Annotated in this window: 17 protein-coding genes; 9 read left to right on the plus strand and 8 right to left on the minus strand. The window is 70.2% G+C overall.

The window, feature by feature from the left end; genetic code table 11:
• The first annotated feature begins 287 nt into the window (after window positions 1-287).
• The 5 genes from D7V77_RS27680 to D7V77_RS27700 all read left to right on the plus strand — a co-directional run bounded on the left by D7V77_RS27680 (window position 288) and on the right by D7V77_RS27700 (window position 5,762).
• Window positions 288-2,117, plus strand: a complete 1,830-nt coding sequence (locus D7V77_RS27680; protein WP_120579307.1) for a HAMP domain-containing sensor histidine kinase — start codon at window positions 288-290, stop codon at window positions 2,115-2,117.
• Window positions 2,114-2,839: a response regulator transcription factor gene (locus D7V77_RS27685; RefSeq protein WP_120579308.1), complete on the plus strand. Its 726-nt coding sequence runs from the start codon at window positions 2,114-2,116 to the stop codon at window positions 2,837-2,839. Before D7V77_RS27680 ends, D7V77_RS27685 begins: the two co-directional genes overlap by 4 nt.
• Window positions 2,840-2,956: 117 nt before the next feature.
• Window positions 2,957-3,712 (plus strand): energy transducer TonB, encoded by a 756-nt coding sequence (locus D7V77_RS27690; RefSeq protein ID WP_120579309.1) that lies wholly within the window; start codon window positions 2,957-2,959, stop codon window positions 3,710-3,712.
• A 191-nt stretch (window positions 3,713-3,903) separates the two neighbouring features.
• Entirely contained in the window at window positions 3,904-5,391 is a 1,488-nt protein-coding gene (locus D7V77_RS27695) for an NAD(P)/FAD-dependent oxidoreductase (protein WP_120579310.1), read from the plus strand.
• 113 nt (window positions 5,392-5,504) lie between these two features.
• On the plus strand, window positions 5,505-5,762 hold the full coding sequence (locus D7V77_RS27700) for a hypothetical protein (protein WP_147452174.1): 258 nt from the start codon (window positions 5,505-5,507) through the stop codon (window positions 5,760-5,762).
• 44 nt (window positions 5,763-5,806) lie between these two features.
• Here the strand turns inward: D7V77_RS27700 and eutB are convergent, their stop codons facing one another.
• From eutB to D7V77_RS27735, 7 genes are all read right to left on the minus strand, one after another.
• Entirely contained in the window at window positions 5,807-8,044 is a 2,238-nt protein-coding gene (eutB, locus tag D7V77_RS27705) for an ethanolamine ammonia-lyase subunit EutB (RefSeq protein ID WP_120579312.1), read from the minus strand.
• 124 nt (window positions 8,045-8,168) lie between these two features.
• A complete protein-coding gene (locus D7V77_RS27710) occupies window positions 8,169-9,563 on the minus strand; it encodes a hypothetical protein (protein WP_120579313.1) in 1,395 nt (464 codons plus the stop codon).
• A gap of 44 nt (window positions 9,564-9,607) precedes the next feature.
• Window positions 9,608-10,762: a dienelactone hydrolase family protein gene (locus tag D7V77_RS27715; RefSeq protein ID WP_120579314.1), complete on the minus strand. Its 1,155-nt coding sequence runs from the start codon at window positions 10,760-10,762 to the stop codon at window positions 9,608-9,610.
• Window positions 10,759-12,717 carry a hybrid sensor histidine kinase/response regulator gene (locus D7V77_RS27720; protein ID WP_120579315.1) on the minus strand — a complete coding sequence of 653 codons (1,959 nt, stop codon included), beginning with the start codon at window positions 12,715-12,717 and terminating at the stop codon, window positions 10,759-10,761. The genes D7V77_RS27715 and D7V77_RS27720 overlap by 4 nt, the downstream gene beginning before the upstream one ends.
• A gap of 77 nt (window positions 12,718-12,794) precedes the next feature.
• Window positions 12,795-13,724 (minus strand): TIGR02757 family protein, encoded by a 930-nt coding sequence (locus D7V77_RS27725; RefSeq protein WP_169820116.1) that lies wholly within the window; start codon window positions 13,722-13,724, stop codon window positions 12,795-12,797.
• Window positions 13,725-13,737: 13 nt separating this feature from the next.
• A complete protein-coding gene (locus D7V77_RS27730; RefSeq protein ID WP_172809273.1) occupies window positions 13,738-14,235 on the minus strand; it encodes a molybdenum cofactor biosynthesis protein B in 498 nt (165 codons plus the stop codon).
• Between the two features lie 182 nt (window positions 14,236-14,417).
• Entirely contained in the window at window positions 14,418-14,732 is a 315-nt protein-coding gene (locus D7V77_RS27735; protein WP_120579317.1) for a Rieske 2Fe-2S domain-containing protein, read from the minus strand.
• 66 nt (window positions 14,733-14,798) lie between these two features.
• Between D7V77_RS27735 and polX the strand changes: the two genes are divergently transcribed.
• From polX to mrtX, 3 genes are read left to right on the plus strand one after another with little or no spacing between them, the layout of a single operon-like run.
• Window positions 14,799-16,559: a DNA polymerase/3'-5' exonuclease PolX gene (polX, locus tag D7V77_RS27740; RefSeq protein ID WP_120579318.1), complete on the plus strand. Its 1,761-nt coding sequence runs from the start codon at window positions 14,799-14,801 to the stop codon at window positions 16,557-16,559.
• A 19-nt stretch (window positions 16,560-16,578) separates the two neighbouring features.
• The gene (locus D7V77_RS27745; protein ID WP_120579319.1) at window positions 16,579-17,184 is read left to right on the plus strand and encodes a trypsin-like peptidase domain-containing protein; all 606 of its coding nucleotides are present in this window, start codon (window positions 16,579-16,581) and stop codon (window positions 17,182-17,184) included.
• The gene (gene mrtX / locus D7V77_RS27750) at window positions 17,181-17,906 is read left to right on the plus strand and encodes a myxosortase MrtX (RefSeq protein ID WP_120579320.1); all 726 of its coding nucleotides are present in this window, start codon (window positions 17,181-17,183) and stop codon (window positions 17,904-17,906) included. Before D7V77_RS27745 ends, mrtX begins: the two co-directional genes overlap by 4 nt.
• A gap of 9 nt (window positions 17,907-17,915) precedes the next feature.
• Here the strand turns inward: mrtX and D7V77_RS27755 are convergent, their stop codons facing one another.
• Complete coding sequence (locus D7V77_RS27755) at window positions 17,916-18,749, minus strand: class II glutamine amidotransferase (RefSeq protein ID WP_120579321.1); 834 nt, start codon at window positions 18,747-18,749, stop codon at window positions 17,916-17,918.
• 214 nt (window positions 18,750-18,963) lie between these two features.
• Here D7V77_RS27755 and dnaK point away from each other — a divergent pair, with 214 nt between their 5' ends.
• Entirely contained in the window at window positions 18,964-20,571 is a 1,608-nt protein-coding gene (dnaK, locus tag D7V77_RS27760) for a molecular chaperone DnaK (protein WP_120579323.1), read from the plus strand.
• Window positions 20,572-20,646 lie beyond the last annotated feature (75 nt).

Here is a 20,646-nt window from a genome sequence, read left to right on the forward strand (position 1 = left end):
GGGCAGGTCAGGGGGCGGAGAGGGCGCGATGGGCCCGGAATCATCCGCGTTGGACTGCTGGGCGTACCCGTCGTCATCACCCCAGTCATCCGCGGCGACCGGCGAGGTCTGCGCGAACGCCCCCTGGGTCGCCAGGCCGACAATCAAACCCATCCACCATCGAGAACCCATGACTCCGTCTCCGATCTCCAGACACCCGTGGGGACGCCGGCTGCCCCCACTTTATTCACCCTGGAGGCTCCCGGCCCGCAAACCTGTCGACACTGCTACAGTCCCAAGGGACGCGAATGCTGCGCCGACTCCTCCCCACATTGCTCGCCCTGGGCTTCGGACTGCTGGCCCTCGGATGGGGGCTGGTGAGCCTCCAGCGCATCTTCACCCAGGAGCGTGAGGACGCGCGCGCCCAGGTGCGCTCGCGGCGGATTGCCCTGGAGCAGCTGGCCGCCGAGTCCCTGCGCACCGCGCTCGCGCAGATGATGAAGTCCCACCTGCCGAAGCTCAACGCGGCCGTGGGCGACCCGCTGCTGCCCGCCGAGGGCTACTACCTGCTCTTCCGCGGCCACCAGTTCCTGCCGCGCGTGGACTGGCCCCGGGAGGGCGCGGACGTCCCGGCCCAGGCCAACTACACGATGCTGGCGCACGCGCTGGAGGACGGTCAGGCCCCCTCGCCCTACCAGGAGCGGCTGTCCCGGCTGCGCGCGACGGAGGCCGCCCTGGCCTCCAGCAGCGAGGCGCGCAAGGACGCGGCGGTGGAGGCCCTGCTGCGCTACCACGCGGCGCACCCGCTGCCACCGGATCAGGAGCTGCCCTTCACCCTGCTGATGGTGGAGTACCTGCAACGCGGCGAGGACACGCAGCCCCTCATCCGGGCGCTGGTGCGCGAAGGCCTTCCGGAGGAGCTGGGCGGCATGGCGCGGGACGCGGGCCTGCAGCGCAACGTGCTGCGCTCCCGGGCCCAGCTCACGCAGCCGGACTTCAACTTCCTCCAGGCGCGCATCGTGGCGTTGAGCCGCACCCTGTCGGAGCCCTCCGACGCCTTCGTGGCGCGCGTGCAGGAGGCCGGCGCGGGAGCGCTGGTGCTGCCGGAGCCGCTGGACGGCCCCACGCTGCTGGCCGAGCAGTGGTACGTGGAGCCCGCGGCCGAACAGGTGCACGGGCTGGCCGTGGACATGGGTGCGCTGCTCTCCGAGCTGACGCAGGAGCTGCGCGGGCGCAACCTCATCCCCCGAGATGGCCAGGTGCGGCTGGGGCCCGGCGGCGTGGCGCGGCCCCTGAAGCACCCGGGGCTGGAGGTGGCCACGCCCGGCTGGGCCGCGGCGGAGGCGGACATCGAGGCGCGGTACGGCCTGAAGACGCTGCTCGTGGCGGCGTGCGGCGCGCTCGCGTCGGCCATCGCGGCGCTGGCGGTGGTGGCCCAGCAGCGCAAGTACCGCTTCGTGGAGCTCAAGAGCGACTTCGTCTCCACCGTGTCCCACGAACTGCGCACGCCGCTCGCGTCCATCCGCCTGTTGGGGGAGACGCTGGAGCGCCGGCTGGGCAAGAGCCCGGAGGCGGGGGACTACCCCACCCGCATCGTGCGCGCGGCAGAGGGGTTGCACTTCCTGGTGGAGAACATCCTGTCCTTCAACCGCATCGACAAGGGGCGATGGGCGCTGAGGCCCGCGCGCGTGCGGCTGGAGGAGGCGGTGGGCAACCTGCGCGATGACCTGATGGACGCCGTCACCGTGCCGGTGGAACTGAGCTCGGACGTGGGGGACGTGGAGCTGGACGCGGACGCGTCGCTCGTGCGGATGCTCTTCGCCAACCTGGGCCGCAACGCCTGCCTCTACAACCTACGCAGTCCAGTGCTCCTCACTGTGCGCGCCTATCCGCAGCCGGGCTTTGGCGCCACGGTGCTCTTCAGCGACAACGGGGTGGGCATTCCCCCGGAAGAATGGGAGCGCGTGTTCCAGGACTTCTACCGACTGACAACGCCCGGGCCGGAGGTGCATGGAAGTGGCCTGGGGCTGGCGCTGTGCCGCAGAATCATGGGCCTGCACCAGGGCAGCATCCAGGTGGCCTCCTCCGGCCCCGAAGGCACGACCTTCGCCCTGACCTTTCCCGAGACGCGCCGATGACGACGCAGACGCCACCCTCCACCACCCGCCCGACCATCCTCATCGTCGAGGACGACGCCAACCTGCGCATGGGCCTGCGCGACAACCTGCGCGACGAGGGCTACGACGTGACGGACGCCCCGTCCGCGAAGGACGCGGCGCCGCACCTGGCGTCGCGGGTGTTCGACCTGCTCATCCTGGACGTGATGCTGCCGGGCGAGGACGGCTACAGCTTCTGCCGCCGCCTGCGCGCGGAGGGCGTGAAGAGCATGGTGTTGATGCTCACCGCGCGCTCGCTGGAGGACGACCTGGTGCGCGGCTTCGAGGCCGGCGCGCAGGACTACCTCACCAAGCCCTACCGGCTGCGGGAGCTGCTCGCGCGCGTGCAGGCGCTGGTGCGGCGGGCGGGCACGGCGCCGCCGCAGGTGGTGACCTTTGGCGCCTTCACGCTGGACCTGGGACGCCGCGCGGTGCTGCGGGCGGACGGCAGTGAAGTGGACCTGACGCGCACGGAGTTCGACCTGCTGGCGTTCCTGTTGCGCCACCGCGACCGCGCCCTGCCCCGAGGCGAAATCCTGGACGCGGTGTGGGGCCGCGACGTCGTGGTGGATCCGCGCACGGTGGACAACTTCGTGTCGAACCTGAAGAAGAAGCTCGGGTGGACGAGCACGTCCGGCTTCACCATCCACACGCTGCGCGGCGTGGGCTACCGCATGGAGGTCCTGAGCGGCGGCCCGTCATGACGCAACCATGACCAACACATGGAGCCCTGTCGGCCTTTCGACTGGCGGGACTTCGTACCTTGCATCTTGTGGGGACGGGACGCCTGGAGCGTCCGCCCCGAACAGGAGGCGGGTCAGATGTTTGAGTCGGTCATCGAACGGCGGGGAGTGCGCTCGGGACGGTTCGGCACGGGCGCGTGGGTGTCCATCGGCGTGCACGCGGGACTCCTGGGCCTGGTGTTCTTCATCTCCGGCCGCGTGCCGGAGACCGTCGAACAGCCGCTCAAGGACGTCGTCTTCCGTCAGCCCACCATCCAACTGGGGACGATGAATGCCGCGCAGCCGAAGCCGGTCACGACCGCACCGAAGCCGAAGCCCAAGCCGCGCACGGACCGCATCCCGCTGAACCCGAAGCCGCTGCCCGCGGATCCGCCGGAAGTGAAGCCGGATCCGGAGCCGACGACGATCGCGGACGCGGCGGACACCACCGACCCGACGGGCACGGGCGAGACCGGTCAGCCGGGTCACCCGGACGGCGATCGGAACAGCACCAGCCCCATCGGCGCCGTGGGCGTGCCGGGGATCCCGACCGCGCCCACGGGCACGGAGGTCCTTCCCTTCACTGGCGGGATGACGCCCCCGAAGATGCTGAGCGGTTCGCAGTTCAGCTACACGCTCGAGGCGCGGCGCGCGGGCGTGGAGGGGATGATCATCGCGAAGTGCGTCATCACCACGGAGGGCCGGGTGCGCGACTGCCGCATCATCAAGGGCCTGCCGTTCATGGATGACGCGGTGCTGGAGTCCCTCTCCTCGCGGACTTATCAGCCGCTGACGTTCCAGGGCCGTCCGGTGAACGTGTCATACACGTTCAACATCAGGCTGAAGATGCCGTAGCCGCGGGGCCGGGTGTTCGCCAGTGGAAGCGCCCGGACGCCTGTCTCCCCCTCGAGTGGGGAAAAGAATCGCGGCGGGAGTGCGGGCCCGTTAGGAGACTCCCGTCGCGCCTGGCCATGTGCGCGATACCGGCACCGGAAGGAGCGGGTCTCCCCCGGCCCGCTCCCGGTGCCGGTCCTTTTACCCGAGCAATGGCGGACACCTGGTACGACGCGGTGGTGGTGGGTGCGGGCTTCGGTGGCCTGGGCACGGCGCTGGAGTTGTGCCGCCGGGGCGCCCGGGTGGCGCTGTGCGAAGGGCTCAACTACCCGGGCGGCTGCGCAAGCACCTTCCGGCGCGGTGGCTACGCCTTCGAGTCCGGCGCCACGCTGTTCTCCGGCTTCGGTGAGCATCAGCTCTTCGGCCGGTGGATCCGCGAGCACGCGCTGGACGTGACGGTGGACTGGTTGGATCCCCTGGTGGAGCTGCGAACCCCGGGGATGCGGCTGCCCGTGCACCGGGACCGGGAGCGGCTCATCGCCGCGTTCTGCGCGCTGCCCGGAGCCCCCGTGCGGGGCGTGCGGCGGTTCTTCGAACTACAGGCCCAGGTGGCCGGTGCGCTGTGGCCGCTGTTCGATGACCCGGACCTGCTGCCACCGTTGAACCTGAAGACGCTGATGCGGCACGCGGGGCGCGCGTGGTCCTACGCGCCGCTGGCGCGGTGGCTGGGCCGTCCGCTGGGCGTGGTGCTCGCGCAGCACGGGCTGGAGGGCTTCACGCCGCTGCGCACGTACCTGGACGCGCTCTGTCAGATCACCGTGCAGTGCCCCGCGGCGGAGGCGGAGGCGCCGTTCGCGTTCGCGGCGATGGACTACTACTGGCGCGGCACGGGGCACGTGCGGGGCGGCATCGGCCGGTTGGCGACGGCGCTGACGAAGGCCATCTCGGCCCAGGGCGGCGACGTGTTCATGGCGAACCGGGTGCGCTCGGTGACGCCGGTGGATGGAGGCTGGCGGGTGACGGCGCGCAGGGGTGAGCTGCTCGCCCGGCATGTGGTGGCCAACGTGCTGCCTCAAGGGCTGCGCACGCTGATGGAGGTTCCGGTGGGGAGGCTTCCCCGGGTGGATGCGCTCGCCGAGCGCGTGGATGACGGCTGGGGCGCGGCGATGCTCTACCTCGTCGTGCGGCCTCCCGAAGGTGACTCCGGCGGCGCGCATCACTTCGAGCTGGTGCGCGACGAGCAAGCCCCCTTCATCGAAGGCAACCACCTCTTCGCCTCCGTGAGCGAGGCGGCGGACGAAGGGCGCGCACGGCCGGGGCAGCGCACGGTGACGGTGTCCACGCACGTGCCGTTGAAGAAGGTCGCGGGCATGACGCCCGAGGAGCAAGCGCCCTACTTCGCCGGGCTCCATGCGCGGATGCGCGAGAACCTGGACGCGCTGCTCCCGGAGTGGATGGCCAACGTGGTGCACGTCATGACGGCGTCGCCGCGCACGTTCCAGCGCTTCACGTTGCGCGAGGCTGGCGCGGTGGGCGGCGTTCCCCGTCGCGCGGGGTTGAACAACTACCGCGTGCTGGGACCCTTCCAGGCGCAGCGCGGAGTGTGGTTGGTGGGGGACTCCGTGTTCCCGGGCCAGAGCACCCTGGCCACCGCGGTGGGTGGCGTGCGCACCGCCGCGAGCATCGCCGCGCTGCGCTGACGCAATGTTTTACAATGCAACCCGTCATCCACGGTTCCACTGAAATCCGCGACACCCTGTTTCACGCACAGTCGCAGGCCGCATATGGTTTGCGTCCCCCTCAAGGAGGACACATGCGGTCATTCATTCTCGGTGGTTTGCTGGCGATGGCGGTGGGCTGTGGCGGTCCCATGGAGCAGGAATCCGAGCCGAATCTTGCCTCGCAGGAAGCGCCCCTTCCGGACTGTTCCAACGAGCCGAACGCGAACCTGCACCGGTATTACAACGACGCCGCGCACACCCAGTTGATTGGTGAGTTTGGTTGCTACTGCGGCGGGCTCTACTACTGGGGCGGCCGGTCGGTCTACTCGGAGTACATCCAGGAGTGCTGAGCCGCTGACGTCATCGGTCGCGTGACAAAGACAGACGCACGTAACTAGGCCACCCCCGACACCATGGGGGCGGTTGAAGTCCGCGTCTCCGCGAGGATCCGCGCCAACTCCACGGCGGCGTCCTCCGGCCGGACGCTGGTGTCCGAGATGCCGGCGATGAGCCGGGTGCGGTCGTGGTCTACCGCTCCCGGCTTCGCCCAGGTGTCCGCGTCCGGCGCCGTGAGGTACGCGGAGAAGGCGTGGTGCCCGGAGCCAGGGCGCTCGCCAATCACATGCACCAGGGCGCGCGGACGTGGGTCCCCTTCCGCGCCGAACAGCAGCTGGCCCACCTGGTAGCCCGCGCGTACCCGGCCGTGCTTCACCACCAGCACCTCCGACGCCACCCTCCAGCCCGTCGCCTCCAACTCCGAGCGCAGCCGCGCCAGGAACGGCGCCAGGTGGCCCTCGTCCATCAGCGAGCGCGGATCCAGCCCGTCCGAGATGACCACCTGCGCGTCATACCGGCCCGCGTGCTGGTCGCGCAGCGCACGCACCTTCGCCTCCGAGGCCTCGTCCAGAGACTCGCCGGACGGCGGGTGCAGGATGTAGTCGCGACGGTCCAGGGAGCGCGTCTTGAGCCACGCCGCGCGCGGGATGGACTCCACCGCCGCGTCGGACAGCTCCGACCACAACCCCACCTTGCCGTCGTCGTAGAGACCGCGCACCTCCCGCTCCAGCGTGGGCTCCAGCGTCCAGGGCGCCTCGCCGTGCCCCACCGCGAGCGGCACGCCCCGGGCGCGCACCTCCGCCATCTTCACTTCCGCCTCCGCCCGCAGCTCCGCCTCCGGACGCGTGTCGCCCTTGGCCCGTCGGAAGTGCACGTAGACGTGGGCCGGGTCGCCGAAGTGCTTCGTGGGCCGGCCGTCCGCGTCGATGACGCCCAGGCGCTGGAAGAAGGCCCACATCCGGTCGTCCACCTTCAGGCCGTACCGCTCGCGAAGCCGCACGTGGTCCTGGAAGGACGTGGTGAGGTAGCTGAGCATCGGATCATTCCGCGTGGGCAGCGACATCATGTACGCGGGCCCTGCCTCCGCGAGCTGCTCCTGGCACCAGCCCAGGTCATCCAGCGTGACGTCCATGTGCAGCGTGGAGCACACGTCCAGGCCCAGCGTGAGGCCGTGCAGCTTGCCCATCACGATGTCTTCCAGGCAGCAACGCACCAACTGCTCGCGCGTGCGGAACACCTCCGGGCCAATGAAGCCCGCCACGTCGTTGACGTGCACCCACGGCGCCGCGTCCCGCCCCGTCCCCGCCTGCGCCAGGGCCACGCGGCGTTTGAGCGCTCGCGCGAAGCCGTACTTGCGCGACTCGTGGATGAGCATGTCCGTGCCGTGGTGGTGCCCGTTCGTCGCGTCGGCGCCCTGCCCTGTCTCGAAGTACAGGCCCCACTTGCCGGTGCGCGACGCCGCGTGCGCCACCATCTTCTCCAGCGTCACGTCGAAGGTGCGGTTGGCCGCTTCGTTTCCACCGAGGCTCTGGAACCAGATGCCCGTGGTGCCCGGCCGCATCGCCTCCACCTGCGCCTGCACGTCGATGTGCGAGAGCACGCAGTGGGGCATCACCTCCTCCAACCCGAACGTCACCAGCACGTCGTGCAGCGCGGACTCCACCGCGGCCACCGACGCCACGTCCGAGGACACGGGGTTGGTCCCCAGCACCACGTCGCCCACCGCGAAGGACCACCCGTTGAGGACCTGCCAGCAGATGTCCTCCGGATGATCCGTGGGCGAGTTGGGCTGCAAGCGCGCACCCAGATAGCCCTTCGCGCCCACGCGGCTGCCCGGCAACGGATGGAAGATGCGCCCACCGACTGTCTTCAGCTCCGCGTCGTCCATCAGCTTCACGACGCACGCGATGACATCACTCGGCAGCCCGCCCAGGACGTCATGCACCTGGGGCTCCGGCGCGGTGAGGAGGAAGTCCTTGAGCTGGCCCAGCGTCCAATCCGCCACGCGCTTCCAGCGCGCCGCGTCCCACGCCTCCAGGTTGAAGACATACATCCGGTCCTCGAACGGAGGATGCGCGTGCAGGTCGTCCAGCTGCGTGCGCGACAACAGGGTCCGTGCGTTGCGCCGCGAAGCCTCGTCCGCCGCCGCGACGCCGATGGCCTCGTCGCCTTCCTTGAACGCATTCGCCGCGCCCAACACCTGCTGATACAGGCGCGCATCAAAGCCGCCGCTCAGGCGCTGCACGTAGTCGATGACATCTTCGTGGGGGAGGACGTCGGGGAGACAGACGCTCATGGGGCGAGAGCTTTAACCGGCGCCCCCACCGCGCCACCATCCCCCGAAGGCCGTGTCGCCTGCGTGACGCCCGGACGCCTGCCCTCCGCGATGCTTGGTGTTGCAATCGTTAGCGCGCTGAAGCTCACCCGCCGTTCTTGCCCGGGACGCATCCCGCCGCGGGCTTCCAGGTGAGCAGCGCGTCCACCCGCGCGTCCTGGACCTTCGACACTCCCTCTGGTGCGTCGACGCGATTGACGCCGGGCCCTCGCGTGAAGTCGAGCTCCCGGACCGGAACGGGCAATGCAGGGCAGCCCTCCTGCAACGTGGCTTCGGCTTCGGTCATGAGCACGTTCGCGTGGTCCTCGCCGGGAGCCCATGAGTAGGGAAACCTGAAATCGCCAGACATGGGCTCCGCGCCCCCGGGAGGAAACCACTTCCAGCTCAAGGTCGTCTGCGCCGTGGATCCTCCGAAGACCCCACCGGCGATTCCGCCCTCGCTCCGTTCATCGGTCGCGGGCCACTCGACGCGGAGGCCCTTCGGCACCGGCACGCGCACGGCCTCCACCTGCACCCGGTCCTTCACCTCTGGCTCCAGCAACAGCATCCACACCAGTTCGCGGATCCGCTCCGGCGACACGCGCCCCACCCTCACACCGGACTGCCGTGCGGCGTCCGTTCCCGCCACGTCCACCTTGCCGTCGGACTTCAACGCCAGGTTGGAGCAACTGCTCGAGCGGTACGTGGCCCCCGTCGCCAGGTGGTAGGCGTCGAGCTGATCACAGAACGCGTAATGCCCCCGTCTGCCCCGTATCACCAGCCAGCCGTCCGTCGGCGCTCGGATGCGTCCCAGTGGAAGCACGGGCAGAACGTGCCGCGCCCCCGGGCTGAGCGCCAGGCATGCTCGCCACGTCTTGTAGCGATGGAGGGATGGCTGCTTCCGGGCTTCCTTCATGCAGTCCGGGGGAGTCTGCGCATCCTCGTCGAACGTGCCGGGGCGACGGTTCTCCGGACGGAAGGACTTCTCCGCCCGCGCGCGCCAGGCCTCGGTCTCCGCGCCGCAATCCCCCACCTTCATGGGACACAGCAGTGAGGCCAGCCAATGCTTCGGTGACGCCTCGCGCGACAGCACGTCGCGAACGTCCGGCGGAATCACGATGGTCCGCGCCCCTGGACCGCCCAGCTCCAGATGGGACGTGAAGTACGCCTTGCCCCCGTCGCGCCACCACGTCTTCAACGCGAGCGCGGGCACGGGGCCCTCCTCGTTCTGGGTCAGCGCTTCCAGCCCCTCCTCTTCGCGGGCAATCCGGAAGCAACGGTGGCCCAGCAGGGACAGGATCCCGGCCTGTGCCGCCACCACCTCGCCGTCGTCCGCGAGCGCCTCCATCCGCGCGTCGAACGCGGACAACTCCTCCCGCGCCGACTTCCAATCTGCGGAGTCCGGCGTACACGGGACGATTCGCTTCGCCTGCGAAGGCGCGGCCGCCAACAGCCAACCCAGCCCGAACGACACCATGAGGGACACGGACATGACCGCCATGGCACCCGTTCCCGGGCTCGGACGTCAAGTCGCGCGGTGGCGCACTACTCGCCGAGGAGGGCCGACCAGAAGCGCACCATCTTCAGCGCGTCCACCGCGCTGGCCTGCCGGTCCATCTCCGCGTGGGTGATGAGCGGCGTGGGCCGCAGGTGCACGCGCGTGTGCGGCTCCAGCGCGCGCGCCAGCAGCGTGGATTCAATGGCGGGGATGACGGAGTCGTCCATCCCGTGCAGCAGGTACACCGGCGCCAGGGGCGCGGGGGAACGCTCCGGCGACAGCGACGGGTCCCCGGCGAAGTCCTTCACGAAGGGCAGCAACCGGGCTCCCAGCGCGGCCACGTCACGCGTGTTCACCTGGTGCAGCAGCGTGGCGGCGGGCTCCGGCAACGTGGCCTCCATCGCGCGCGCCTCCGCGAACGCGGCCTCCGCCTGCTTCGAGTCCACGAGCGTCAGGTGCGACGCATGCATGAACTTCAGGACGCCCTCGCGCAAGGCCTCCACCTGCTCCGGCGGCACCAGCCGGTCCGCCACGTTCAGCAGGATGACCACCACGCCGTAGTCGTGCGGCTTGCGGTGCGTCCCGTCCGCCTGCACACCCGTGCACAGGAAGGACAGCACGCGTGACAGGTCGCCGTGTCCCCCGAAGGACAGCACCGCGGCCACCTTGTCGCGCAGCGCGGGCCGGCCTGCGGCGACGACGGACAGTCCTCCGGAGAAGCTGATGCCGAAGAGGTCCACCTTCCCCTCTGGCGCCAGCGATTCCTGCCCCAGCGCCCACAGCGCCGTCTCCTCGATGATGTCCGGCAGGCACGGCGTGATTTCGTAGCGCAGCAGGTCCGGGGGCTCCGGCGTGAGCACCGGATGTCCGCTCATCGCCAGGTTCTCCGCCAGGCTCACCAGCCGGGGCTCGTCGATGCCCGCGGCGTGCACGCCCGAGGTGAGCACGATGAGCCGGCCCTTGCGCCGGTCCGGACGGTAGAGCCGCGCGCGCACCCGCCCGTGGTGCGTGGGCACGCTCAGGTCCGCGACGGAAAAGGCCCGGGTGTCGTAGCTGGCCAGGGTATCGGCCGCGGTGCCGTGGAGGCCCGCCGCGCGCAGCACGAAGGACAGCCCTCGCAGCTCGGGCGGCAGCAGGAAGACGACCGCGAGCAACAGGGCCGCGAGCACGGCCCCCAGCGTCCAGCGAGTCCGGTGCTTCATTGCATCAGCGTTTCGACGAAGGTGCACAGCTGGTCGCGCTCGAAGGGCTTCTCCAGCAACTCTCTCGCGCGGCGGCCCACGAACTCGCGGGCCAGCGGGTTCACCCCGCCCGTCATCAGGCCGGTGCGCGGCGCCAGCTCCGGCGCCAGCCGCTCCAGCTCCACCAGGAAGTCCATGCCGCTCATGCCCGGCATCATCAGGTCGCAGATGATGGCGTCGAACTTCTCGCCGTGCGACAGACGCTTCAGGGCCTCGCGTGCGTCCTGGATGACGTGCACCTCGTAGAGGTTGCGCAAGAGGCGGCTCACCGCGCTGCCCACCGCGGGCTCGTCGTCGATGAGCAGCAACCGGCGCAGGTCTCGCGTCGTGCGCACCGACTGCGACGGGGGCGCCTCCGTCACGGCCGGGGTGGCCTGCGCGGATTTGAGCGCTTCGGGCGGCAACGTGAGCGCCGGCAGCTCCACGCGGAAGAGGCTGCCCTGCCCCTCTTCGCTGGCCACCTCGATGTGGCCGCCCATCGCGTGCACCAGCGTGAGGCAGATGGACAGGCCCAGGCCCGTGCCGCCCTTGGGCGAGCGCGTGGTGAAGAACGGGTCGAAGATGCGCTGGCGCACCTCCGCGGGCATCCCGTGCCCGTTGTCCTCCACCTCGATGAGCACGTGGCCCTCGCGGCCCGGACGCACGCGCAGCTTGATCAGGTTCTCCTCCGGAGCCCTATCGCCGAAGGCCTGGAGCGCGTTCGTCAGCAGGCCCGTGACGACCTGCGCCAGCCGGCCTTCGTTGCCATGCACCGCGGCCACCGGCTCCAGGTCGCACGCCATGCACGCGCGGTGCTGGAGGTCGTCGCGCATCAGCTTGACCGCGTTCTCCACCGCGCGCCGAACATCCACCGGCCCGTGCTGCTCCTCCTCCGTGCGCGAGAACGTCCGCAGGTCGCGCACGATGGAGCGCACCCGCCCCGCGCCCTCCAGCGCCTCCGCCACCACCTGCCGCAGCTCCTCCAGTTGCTCGGTCGGCACCGGAAGCACCGGCTGCGCGACGCGCTCCCAGAGGTAGGCCAGGTTGGAGGTCACGTAGGAGAGCGGGTTGTTGATTTCATGCGCGACGCCCGCGGCCAGCGTACCCACGGACGTCATCCGCTCCGCCAGGCGCCGCTGCGTCTCCTGGCGGGAGCGCTCGGTGACGTCGCGCACCAGCCCCACGAGGAAGCGCTCGCCGTTGGGCAGCATGTACGCGGCCCGCTGCGTGAGCACCTCGTGCGAGCGGCCCTTGGCGTCGGTGAAGGAGCCCTCGTCCTCCACGGTCTGCCCGGTGGTGAAGGCGCGCTCGTCCTGGCGCCATGACGCCTCCGCCTCGTGCGGTGGCACCTGCGCCGAGGAGACCGTGCCCCGCAGCGCTTCAGCGGATTGATCCAGCAGGCGGCAGTAGGCGCCGTTCACCGCCACGAGCCGGTGCTCTCGGTCCTTGATGAACAGCGGCTCCGGCACCGCGTCCAGCGCGCCCTGGAACATGTCGCGCGCTCGCCGGAGCGCCTGCGCGTCCCCGTCCGCGGATCTGCGCCGCAGCGCCACGAGCCTCGCGCCCCAGCGCGTGCCGGGCGGCGCCACGCACTCGTCCGCGCCCGCGGCCACCAGCGCCTCCGCCTCCTCGCCCTCGCGCTTCGTCAGCACGACCAGCCAGGTCCGCGTCGGCAGCCGCCGCGCGTGTGCCCACTGGCAGCGCGCCTTCACGGCCTCCAGCGGACCGCCGTGGTCCCAGAGAACGAGGAGTCCTTCGGGCAGCGGCTCCGGCGGGGACTCCACGCGGATCACTCGACAGGCACGCCCCTCGGCCGTGGCGCAAAGGTCGCGCTCCACGTCCTGGGCCACCGGGGCTGGAACCGCCACCAGCATTGCGTGCACCGCGTCGCTCCTCGTGCCCCGCAGGATCAATTTTCCCGCGTCGCCCGACCGCATTGCAGCCTTGACCGCGCCAACCCGTCAACGCGGGGCCGCGCGGACTGCCCGTAGCCCATTTCCGGGTCGGGTGGGACTCAGAATTGCAGTGAACCGCGCGCGATGACTTGGGGGCCTACCTTGCAGGAAGGTAGGAGCGAACAACGCTCACAGTGCTGGGGCAGCGTCTTCGCCGGGCAGGCGCCACTCATTCCGTAGTGGCACAAAGCAAAGTCGTAGCGGACGGGGTCCTCGGGATCGAGCGCCCGCAGCGATGCCGTCACCTCCTCCGCCGTACGCCAGGTGAGGTCGGTGCGCTGCGTGAGGCCCAGGTGGAGCGCCATGCGTCCGATGTGCGTGTCCAGTGGGACCAGCAGTGCTGACGCGGGCACCTGCTTCCAGATGCCGAAGTCCACCGCGTCAGGTCCGCGCACCATCCACCGCAGGTACAGGTTGAGGCGCTTCGCCGCGCCCGGCCCCAGCGGCGAGGGCAGCAGGTGATGCAGCCCCTTCTCTGGTCCCATGGCCTTGCGGAGCGCGCCCATGGGCACGTCCCGCAGCGCGGCGGTGAAGGCTGAAATCGCCCCGTGCAGCGTGCCGCTCGCCTGGAAGCCCCGCGCGAACAGGGCCTCCAGGCTGCCGTGCTCGCGCAGCGCGCGGCCCATGCCCAGCAGCAGCACCGCGAGGTCGGTGCCCACGTTGAAGCGGTACACGAAGCCCGTGAGCAGCGCCTTCGCGCCCTTCACGTCCAGCGCACGCACGAAGGCCGCGGGTGACGGCCCCATCTGCTTCAGGAGCGCGTCCACCTTCGGGCGGAAGAGGTCCGCGCGCCCGTAGGCCAGCGCCGCCGCGAGCAGCGCGCTGACCTCCACATCGCGTGGATCCGTGTAGCGGTGGGGAAACTCCACCGGGTCGAACCCGATGCGCGCCTTCTGGTCCGTTGAGGCCAGGAAGGCATCCAGGCGGGGACGCAGGAGGTCGGCCGCCTGGGTGCTCAAGCCGGTGTGCGCGACACGGCGCTTCTTCATCACGCGTCCAGTCCTAACGCGTGAGCTCGCGCACCGCGTGGCCCAGCTCCGGGAGGATGAGCGCGTCCAGTGCCAGCCGCACCGCCTGCGGCGAGCCCGGCAGCGCGAAGAGGATCATCCCCTGGTACGTGCCCGCCGTGGCGCGCGACATCATCGCGGGGCTGCCGATGCGCTGGAACGACAGCATGCGGAACAGCTCACCGAAGCCGGGCAGCTCTTTTTCGAAGAGCGCGCGCAGCGTCTCCACCGTGCAGTCGCGCCGGCCAATGCCCGTGCCTCCCGTGAAGAGCACCGCGCGGGCCCCCGCCGCCTGCGCCTGCGCGAGCGCGCCCCGGATGGCCTCCGGCTCATCCTTCACCACCGTGTGCCCGGCGACGGTGTGCCCCGCGGCGGCCAGACCCTCGCGCAGGTCCTTCCCGCTGCCGTCGTGCGCTTCGTCCCGGCTGTCCGAGCACGTCACCACGTACGCGCTGACATGTACCGGCGCGCGCGACTTGTGCTCCGCCGCCACCGGGGAGCCCTCGTGCGAGTGCCCGTGGTCGTGCGAGTGGCCGTGGTCATGACCGTGGTCGTGCGAATGACCGTGGCCGTGGTCATGCGAATGACCGTGGGGGGGGTGATGGCCATGACCGTGGTCATGGTCGTGATCGTGTCCGTCGTGTCCCATGGTGGACGCTCCTGAAGAGGGAAGGCTCAAACGTCGGGCAGGTCGACGACGAGCGTTCCGTCCTCGACCGTGAGCTGCACCGTCGGCTGGTCATCACAGACGCCGGGCGAAGTCGCGTTCTTTCCCGAGTCCATGTCGAAGCCGACCTCATGGCAGGGGCACACGACCATGTTGTCCTCGATGCGTCCGCCCGACAGCAGACATCCGGCGTGGTTGCACCAGTCATCAAGGCCCTTGTAACGGCCCTGGATCTTCGCGATGCAGACGTTGCGCTTGCCGATTTCGTAGCCCCGCATCTCCCTCTCGGCGAAGTCCGCGGGGCCCAGCTTGATCTTCGTCATTGCGTTCCTTTTCCCACAACCCGTCCGGGCCTGCACCCCCGTTCCCCCGGCATTAATTTCCCGACCGTGACTCCTGACGTGACACCCTCCATCGCCGTGCTCACCGACAAGGCGGCCGTTGCCCAGCTCCTCCGGGACATGTCCCTCCTGCTCCAGCTCCAGGGGCAGAGCGGCTTCCGCGTCCGCGCCTACGACATTGGCGCGGACCGCATCGCGAACCTGCCGCAGGACCTGGGCGCCATCGTCACCGAGGGCCGCCTGCAGGAGCTCCAGGGCATCGGCCCGGGGCTCGCCGAGAAGCTCACCGAGCTGGTGACGACCGGCCGCATGACGGCGTTCGAGGAGCTGAAGGCCCAGTTCCCCGCCGGCCTGCTGGAGCTGATGAAGCTGCCGGACGTGGGGCCGAAGAAGGTGGCGGCCCTGTGGAGCACGCTCCAGGTGGGCAGCATCGAGGACCTGGAGCTCGCCTGCCGCGACGGCCGCGTGCGCGCGCTCAAGGGCTTTGGCGCCAAGAGCGAGGCGAAGCTCCTGGACGGCATCGCCGTGTACCGGCGCGCTCGCGGCGAAAGAAAGCTGCTGGGTGACGCGCTCCCCATCGCGGAGGGCCTGCTGGAGCGGATCCGCCAGGCCCCAGGCGTGGTGCGAGCAAGCCTGGGCGGCAGCGTGCGCCGTCGCGCGGAGACGGTGTCCGACGTGGACCTCATCGCCTCCGCGAAGGAAGCAGGGCCGGTGCTGGACGCGCTCGCGAACGCGCCGGGCGTGGCCACGGTGATTGGCAAGGGCGAAAGCAAGTGCTCCGTGCGCATGGTGCAGGGCGACCTCCAGGTGGACCTGCGCGTGCTGCCGGACGAGGACTTCGCCACCGCGCTGCACCACTTCACCGGCTCCAAGGCGCACCACATCCGGCTGCGCAACCTGGGCCACGAGAAGGGCCTCAAGATTTCCGAGTGGGGCGTGCACCGCGAGGACGGCACCAAGGTCCCCGTCCCCGACGAGGCGACGCTGTACCGGCTGCTGGACATGCAGGAGGTGCCGCCGGAGCTGCGCGAGGACAACGGCGAGGTGGAGGCCGCCAGGGCCGGGAAGCTGCCGGAGGACCTGGTGACGCTGGAGGACGTGCAGGGCGCGGTGCACGCGCACAGCACCTGGTCCGACGGCCGCAACACGCTGGAGGAGATGGCGCGCGCGGCCCAGGCCCTGGGGCTCAAGTACCTCACCATCACCGAGCACAGCGAGGCGGCCATCCACGCGGGCGGCCTCAAGGTGGACGACCTCAAGCGGCAGTGGGAGGAGATCGACCGCGTGAACGCGGCGGTGCCCGGCATGCGGCTGCTCAAGGGCATCGAGGTGGACATCCTGGAGTCGGGGGCCCTGGACTACGCGGACAGCGTGCTGGAGCAGCTGGAGGTCGTCATCGCGTCCATCCACGTGCGCCACTCCATGGACGAGGACCAGATGACGCGCCGGGTGCTGGCCGCGCTGGACAACCCGCACCTGCACATCCTGGGACACCCCACCGGGCGCCTCATCCAGAGCCGCGAGCCGTACGCGCTGCGCATGGAGGAGGTGCTGGAGCGAGCCCGCGAGCGCGGCGTCGCGGTGGAGATCAACGGCAAGCCGGCGCGTCTGGACATCAAGTCCGAGTACGTGCGGCAGGCCGTGGGGCGCGGGGTGAAGCTGGTGGTGAGCTGCGACGCGCACCGTCAGGACGACCTGAAGAACCTGGCCTTCGCGGTGGCCACGGCGCGCCGGGGCTGGGCGAGGAAGAAGGACATCCTCAACACCCGGTCCGCGGAGAGCTTCCTCGCCGCCCTGCGGGAGCGCTGATAGGCTTCCGGGCGCGAAGATGTTCCGCCCGGTCCTCCCCGTCCTCCTCTGTCTCCTCCTGGCCCTGCCCTCGCGGGCCAGCGCGGAGGCCCGTCCGTCGCGCGCCGACCTCCAGCGCGTGCTGGAGCTGCACGCCCGCTCGTCCGTGCGCGTGCGCGGTCCCCAGAACGCGGGCCCCGGCATCATCGTGGGCGCGGACGGCCAGGTGCTCACCGCCGTGTCACTCGTGGGTCCCGACTCCGCCCAGGTGGTGCACGCGGGCAACGCGCTGATGGCGCGCGTGGTGCTCTCCAGCGCGGCGCTCCAGGTCGCGGTGGTCGCGGGCCCCCAGGGCACGTGGCCCGCGGCGCCGGTGCGGCTGGTGCCGGAGGGGCTCGCGGGCCGCTGGGTGGTGGGGGTCATGCCCGCGCGCAAGAAGGGCCAGCGGGACACGCCCAAGGCCGCGGTGGCGAAGGTCGCCCCCGCGCCGTTCTTCGACGTGGACCTGACGCTCGCGCCCGGCAGCCCGCTGTACGACGGGGACGGGCGGCTGGTGGGCCTCGTCGTCGAGCGCCGGGGCCGTGGTGTCCGCGCCCTGCCCCTGTCCGCGGTGAAGGCGGAGCTCGCCTCGGCGGACGTGCCATGAGCCGGCCTTCGGGGCCACCGTTCAAGGTGAGCGCGGTGCAGGAGGCGATGGGCCTCTGGGCGCTGGGCTTCCTGGGCATCATCGCGGCGTTCCTCATCGCCGGGGGCACCAGCGTGCCCAAGCTGGTGGCCACGGTGGGCTTCCTCTACCTGCCGCTCATCCCCATGCGCTGGCGCGACGAGGACTACCGCGACTACGGCCTCACCCTGCGCGCGTGGAAGCAGGACGTGCGGCTGTTCCTGGTGATGTGCGCCATCGTGGGGCCGCTGTTCTTCGCGGGCTTCGCCGCCTTCGTGGAGGTGGTGCCACACCTGCCGCCCGCGCTCGCGCGCCACCTGACGCCCATCATCGGCGAAGGCCACTTCCAGCCGCGCCTGCCCCCGCGCTTCGGCGAGTGGGTGATTGATCAACTCTTCGTCGTGGCCCTGCCGGAGGAGTTCTTCTACCGGGGCTACATCCAGGCCCGCCTGCGCGACGCCTGGCCCCAGGGGCGCGTGGTGCTGGGCGCTCGGCTGGGGCGCGCCTTCTGGGTGACGGCGCTCCTCTTCGCGCTGGGCCACCTGGCCATCTTCCAGACGTGGCGGCTGGCGGTGTTCTTCCCCGCCCTCCTCTTCGGCTGGATGCGCGAGCGCACCGGAACCCTCGTCGGCTGCTCGCTCTTCCACGCCGCCTGCAACCTCTACGTGCGCTTCCTGGAGGTCTCCTTCTTCGGCGGTCCGTAGCGGCCTTCCTCAGCCCGGCGGCAGGTGCTGGACCTGGAGGTCCGCGCCCACCGTCAGCGTCGTGCCCTGCGGCAGCTCCACCCAGCCCTGCGTGCGCGTCACGTGGCTGGCCACCACCACCGTGCGGCGGCGACGGTGCGCGCCCACCTCCGGATGCGTCTCCGGAGTCGTGGGAGTCACGCCGCAGTGAGCGCACTCCGCGCTGCCCTCCAGGCGCGTGTAGTACAGCGGGGCCTCGCCTCGGCGGGTGGCGGCCAGCACGGCGCCATTGGTGGCGACCATGTTGAGCGGGGGCATGCGCCGCTGCCCGGCCTGAACGAACGCGGCCTCCACCTCGAGCACCGTGTCGCGCAGCACGCGGCCGGCCACGGCAGGCTCCAGGCGCGGATCATCCGTGCGCCCCAGCCCACGCAGGTGCGTGAGGAAGAGGACGAAGAGGACCTCGCTGTCGGTGGGGCCGCGTACCAGCCGCTGGAGGTGCTCCGGCACGCGAGACAGCAGCAAGGCACGCAGGGGCTCGAAGTCTGGCACTGGGCCCTGGTGGGCGAACAACCAGTGGCGGGCCCGGAAGGGCTGGGTGTTGTCCTCGGGCGACAGGCCCAGCGGCAGCCGGTTCGAGTGGAAGAGCACCGCCTCCGATTCGTGTGGCGGCCCCAGGTCGTCCAGCGTGAGGTCCCGGTCCGGCGCCAGGCGTCGCAGCAGGACCTCCTCCTGGGCATAGGAGCCCACCCCCAGGGCATTGGCGCGCGCTTCCGGGCGGAGGACGACCTGCCCGGCCAGCCGGTGCAGCTCGCACCGGAGGAGGTTGGGGTCCGACGACAGGGCGGCGAGGATGGCGGACATGGTGACTTCCCCCCTTCACCCCTAGAAATAAGGTCCATGGGACCCCGGTTCAGCGCCGCGAACCCGCTCCCCTGCTCTGGCGCTAAGCCCTTGAAATGGCTGGCATTTGATCAGGCATTGAATTGACACCCCAGTGCGTGGAGCCTAACCTCCGTGCGCTTCCCGACAGCCCTCTCCCAGAGGAATCGGGGTGCAGGTCTTCACCGGAGACGGAATGGCGGACGACATCGCAATCGGCATCGACCTGGGCACGTCGTACTCATGCGTGTCGGTCGTCCATGAAGGCCAGCCCACGGTCATCCCCAACGAGTGGGGCGAGACGACGCATGCCTCGTGCGTGTCCTTCCTGGAGGAAGGGTCCGTGCTGGTAGGCAACGCGGCGAAGAAGAACATCATCACCAGCCCCGAGAACACGGTGTACTCGGCCAAGCGCCTCATCGGCCGCTACTACTTCTCCGACGAGGTGAAGAAGGCGCAGGCGGTGATGCCCTACCGCATCGTCGAGGGCGACAACAACTCGGTGCGCATCGGCGTGCGGGAGCGCAGCTATTCGCTGCCGGAGATCTCCGCGCTGGTGCTCAAGGAGATGAAGGCCGTCGCGGAGACGTATCTGGGCCGCGAGGTTCACAAGGCGGTCATCACCGTCCCCGCCTACTTCAACGACAACCAGCGCCAGGCGACGAAGGACGCGGGCCGCATCGCGGGGCTGGAAGTCCTGCGCATCCTCAATGAGCCCACGGCGGCGGCGCTGGCGTATGGCTTTGGCCGGGACGTCAACCAGCGCGTCGTCGTCTACGACCTGGGCGGCGGCACGTTCGACGTGTCCATCCTGGAGATCGGCAAGGACGTCTTCGAGGTGCTGGCCACGGCCGGTGACACGTACCTGGGCGGCGACGACTTCGACGACCGCATCATGACGTGGATGGCGGACGACTTCCTCAACCGCACGCGCCTGGACCTGCGGCAGAACAAGTACTGCCTGCAGATGCTGAAGGACGCGGCGGAGAAGGCGAAGATCGACGTGGGCCAGTTCGGCACCGCGGACATCCTCTGCTCGGGCATCTGCCAGGACGCCAACGGCAACGTGATGGACCTGCGCAACACGCTCAACCAGGACCAGTTCAACCGGATGGTGATGGACCTGGTGCAGCGCACGTTCAAGGTCTGCGATGAAGCGCTGCAGAGCGCGCGGTTGACGGCGGCGGACATCGACGCGGTCATCCTGGTGGGCGGGCCCACGCGGCTGCCCATCATCCGCAACTCGGTGAAGCACTACTTCCAGCGGGAGCCGATGGAGGGCATCAACCCGGATCAGGTCGTGGCCATGGGCGCCGCGCTCCAGTCGCACGCGCTGCTGGACAGCAAGACGGAGACGTTCCTGGTGGACGTCACGCCGCTGACGCTGCGGATTGGAACCGTGGGTGGGTACACGGAGAAGATCATCGACAAGAACACGCCGGTGCCCATCGACCGGTCGAAGACCTTCACCACCAGCCGCGACGGGCAGGAGAAGGTGAAGATCCGCGTGTACCAGGGTGAGTCCAACCGCGCCGAGGAGTGCGAGATGCTGGGCGAGTTCGAGTTCTCGGGCTTCCGCATCGGGTATCGCGGCGAGGTGAAGATCGAAGTGACGTTCGAGATCAACACGGACGGTCTGGTGAACGTGTCCGCGTGTGACGTGGAGACGGGCCAGAAGACGTCCACGACGATCACGCTGTCGTCCGGCATGACGGAGGCGGACATCCAGCAGTCGATCCAGTCGAACCGCAACACGCGGCTCGCCGGCCACAACAGCAGCGACATGCCCGCCGTGGCCAACTAGGCACCGCCGATGTCCGAGCCTTCCGATCCGAACTCAGGCGCGCCGCCAGGGCCCGCCGCCCCCCCGGCACCCGCG

Origin of the sequence: Corallococcus sp. CA041A (assembly GCF_003612075.1) — a bacterium.
Classification (GTDB): domain Bacteria; phylum Myxococcota; class Myxococcia; order Myxococcales; family Myxococcaceae; genus Corallococcus; species Corallococcus exiguus.

Excerpts from the sequence above, each read along its gene's own strand:
- D7V77_RS27700 (WP_147452174.1), top strand. The coding sequence starts at position 5,505 with ATGCGGTCATTCATTCTCGGTGGTTTGCTGGCGATGGCGGTGGGCTGT.
- D7V77_RS27695 (WP_120579310.1), top strand. The coding sequence starts at position 3,904 with ATGGCGGACACCTGGTACGACGCGGTGGTGGTGGGTGCGGGCTTCGGT.
- D7V77_RS27715 (WP_120579314.1), bottom strand. The coding sequence starts at position 10,762 with ATGAAGCACCGGACTCGCTGGACGCTGGGGGCCGTGCTCGCGGCCCTG.
- D7V77_RS27720 (WP_120579315.1), bottom strand. The coding sequence starts at position 12,717 with ATGCGGTCGGGCGACGCGGGAAAATTGATCCTGCGGGGCACGAGGAGC.
- D7V77_RS27725 (WP_169820116.1), bottom strand. The coding sequence starts at position 13,724 with ATGAAGAAGCGCCGTGTCGCGCACACCGGCTTGAGCACCCAGGCGGCC.
- D7V77_RS27755 (WP_120579321.1), bottom strand. The coding sequence starts at position 18,749 with ATGTCCGCCATCCTCGCCGCCCTGTCGTCGGACCCCAACCTCCTCCGG.
- mrtX (WP_120579320.1), top strand. The coding sequence starts at position 17,181 with ATGAGCCGGCCTTCGGGGCCACCGTTCAAGGTGAGCGCGGTGCAGGAG.
- dnaK (WP_120579323.1), top strand. The coding sequence starts at position 18,964 with ATGGCGGACGACATCGCAATCGGCATCGACCTGGGCACGTCGTACTCA.
- D7V77_RS27680 (WP_120579307.1), top strand. The coding sequence starts at position 288 with ATGCTGCGCCGACTCCTCCCCACATTGCTCGCCCTGGGCTTCGGACTG.
- D7V77_RS27735 (WP_120579317.1), bottom strand. The coding sequence starts at position 14,732 with ATGACGAAGATCAAGCTGGGCCCCGCGGACTTCGCCGAGAGGGAGATG.
- D7V77_RS27690 (WP_120579309.1), top strand. The coding sequence starts at position 2,957 with ATGTTTGAGTCGGTCATCGAACGGCGGGGAGTGCGCTCGGGACGGTTC.
- eutB (WP_120579312.1), bottom strand. The coding sequence starts at position 8,044 with ATGAGCGTCTGTCTCCCCGACGTCCTCCCCCACGAAGATGTCATCGAC.
- D7V77_RS27710 (WP_120579313.1), bottom strand. The coding sequence starts at position 9,563 with ATGGCGGTCATGTCCGTGTCCCTCATGGTGTCGTTCGGGCTGGGTTGG.
- D7V77_RS27745 (WP_120579319.1), top strand. The coding sequence starts at position 16,579 with ATGTTCCGCCCGGTCCTCCCCGTCCTCCTCTGTCTCCTCCTGGCCCTG.
- D7V77_RS27685 (WP_120579308.1), top strand. The coding sequence starts at position 2,114 with ATGACGACGCAGACGCCACCCTCCACCACCCGCCCGACCATCCTCATC.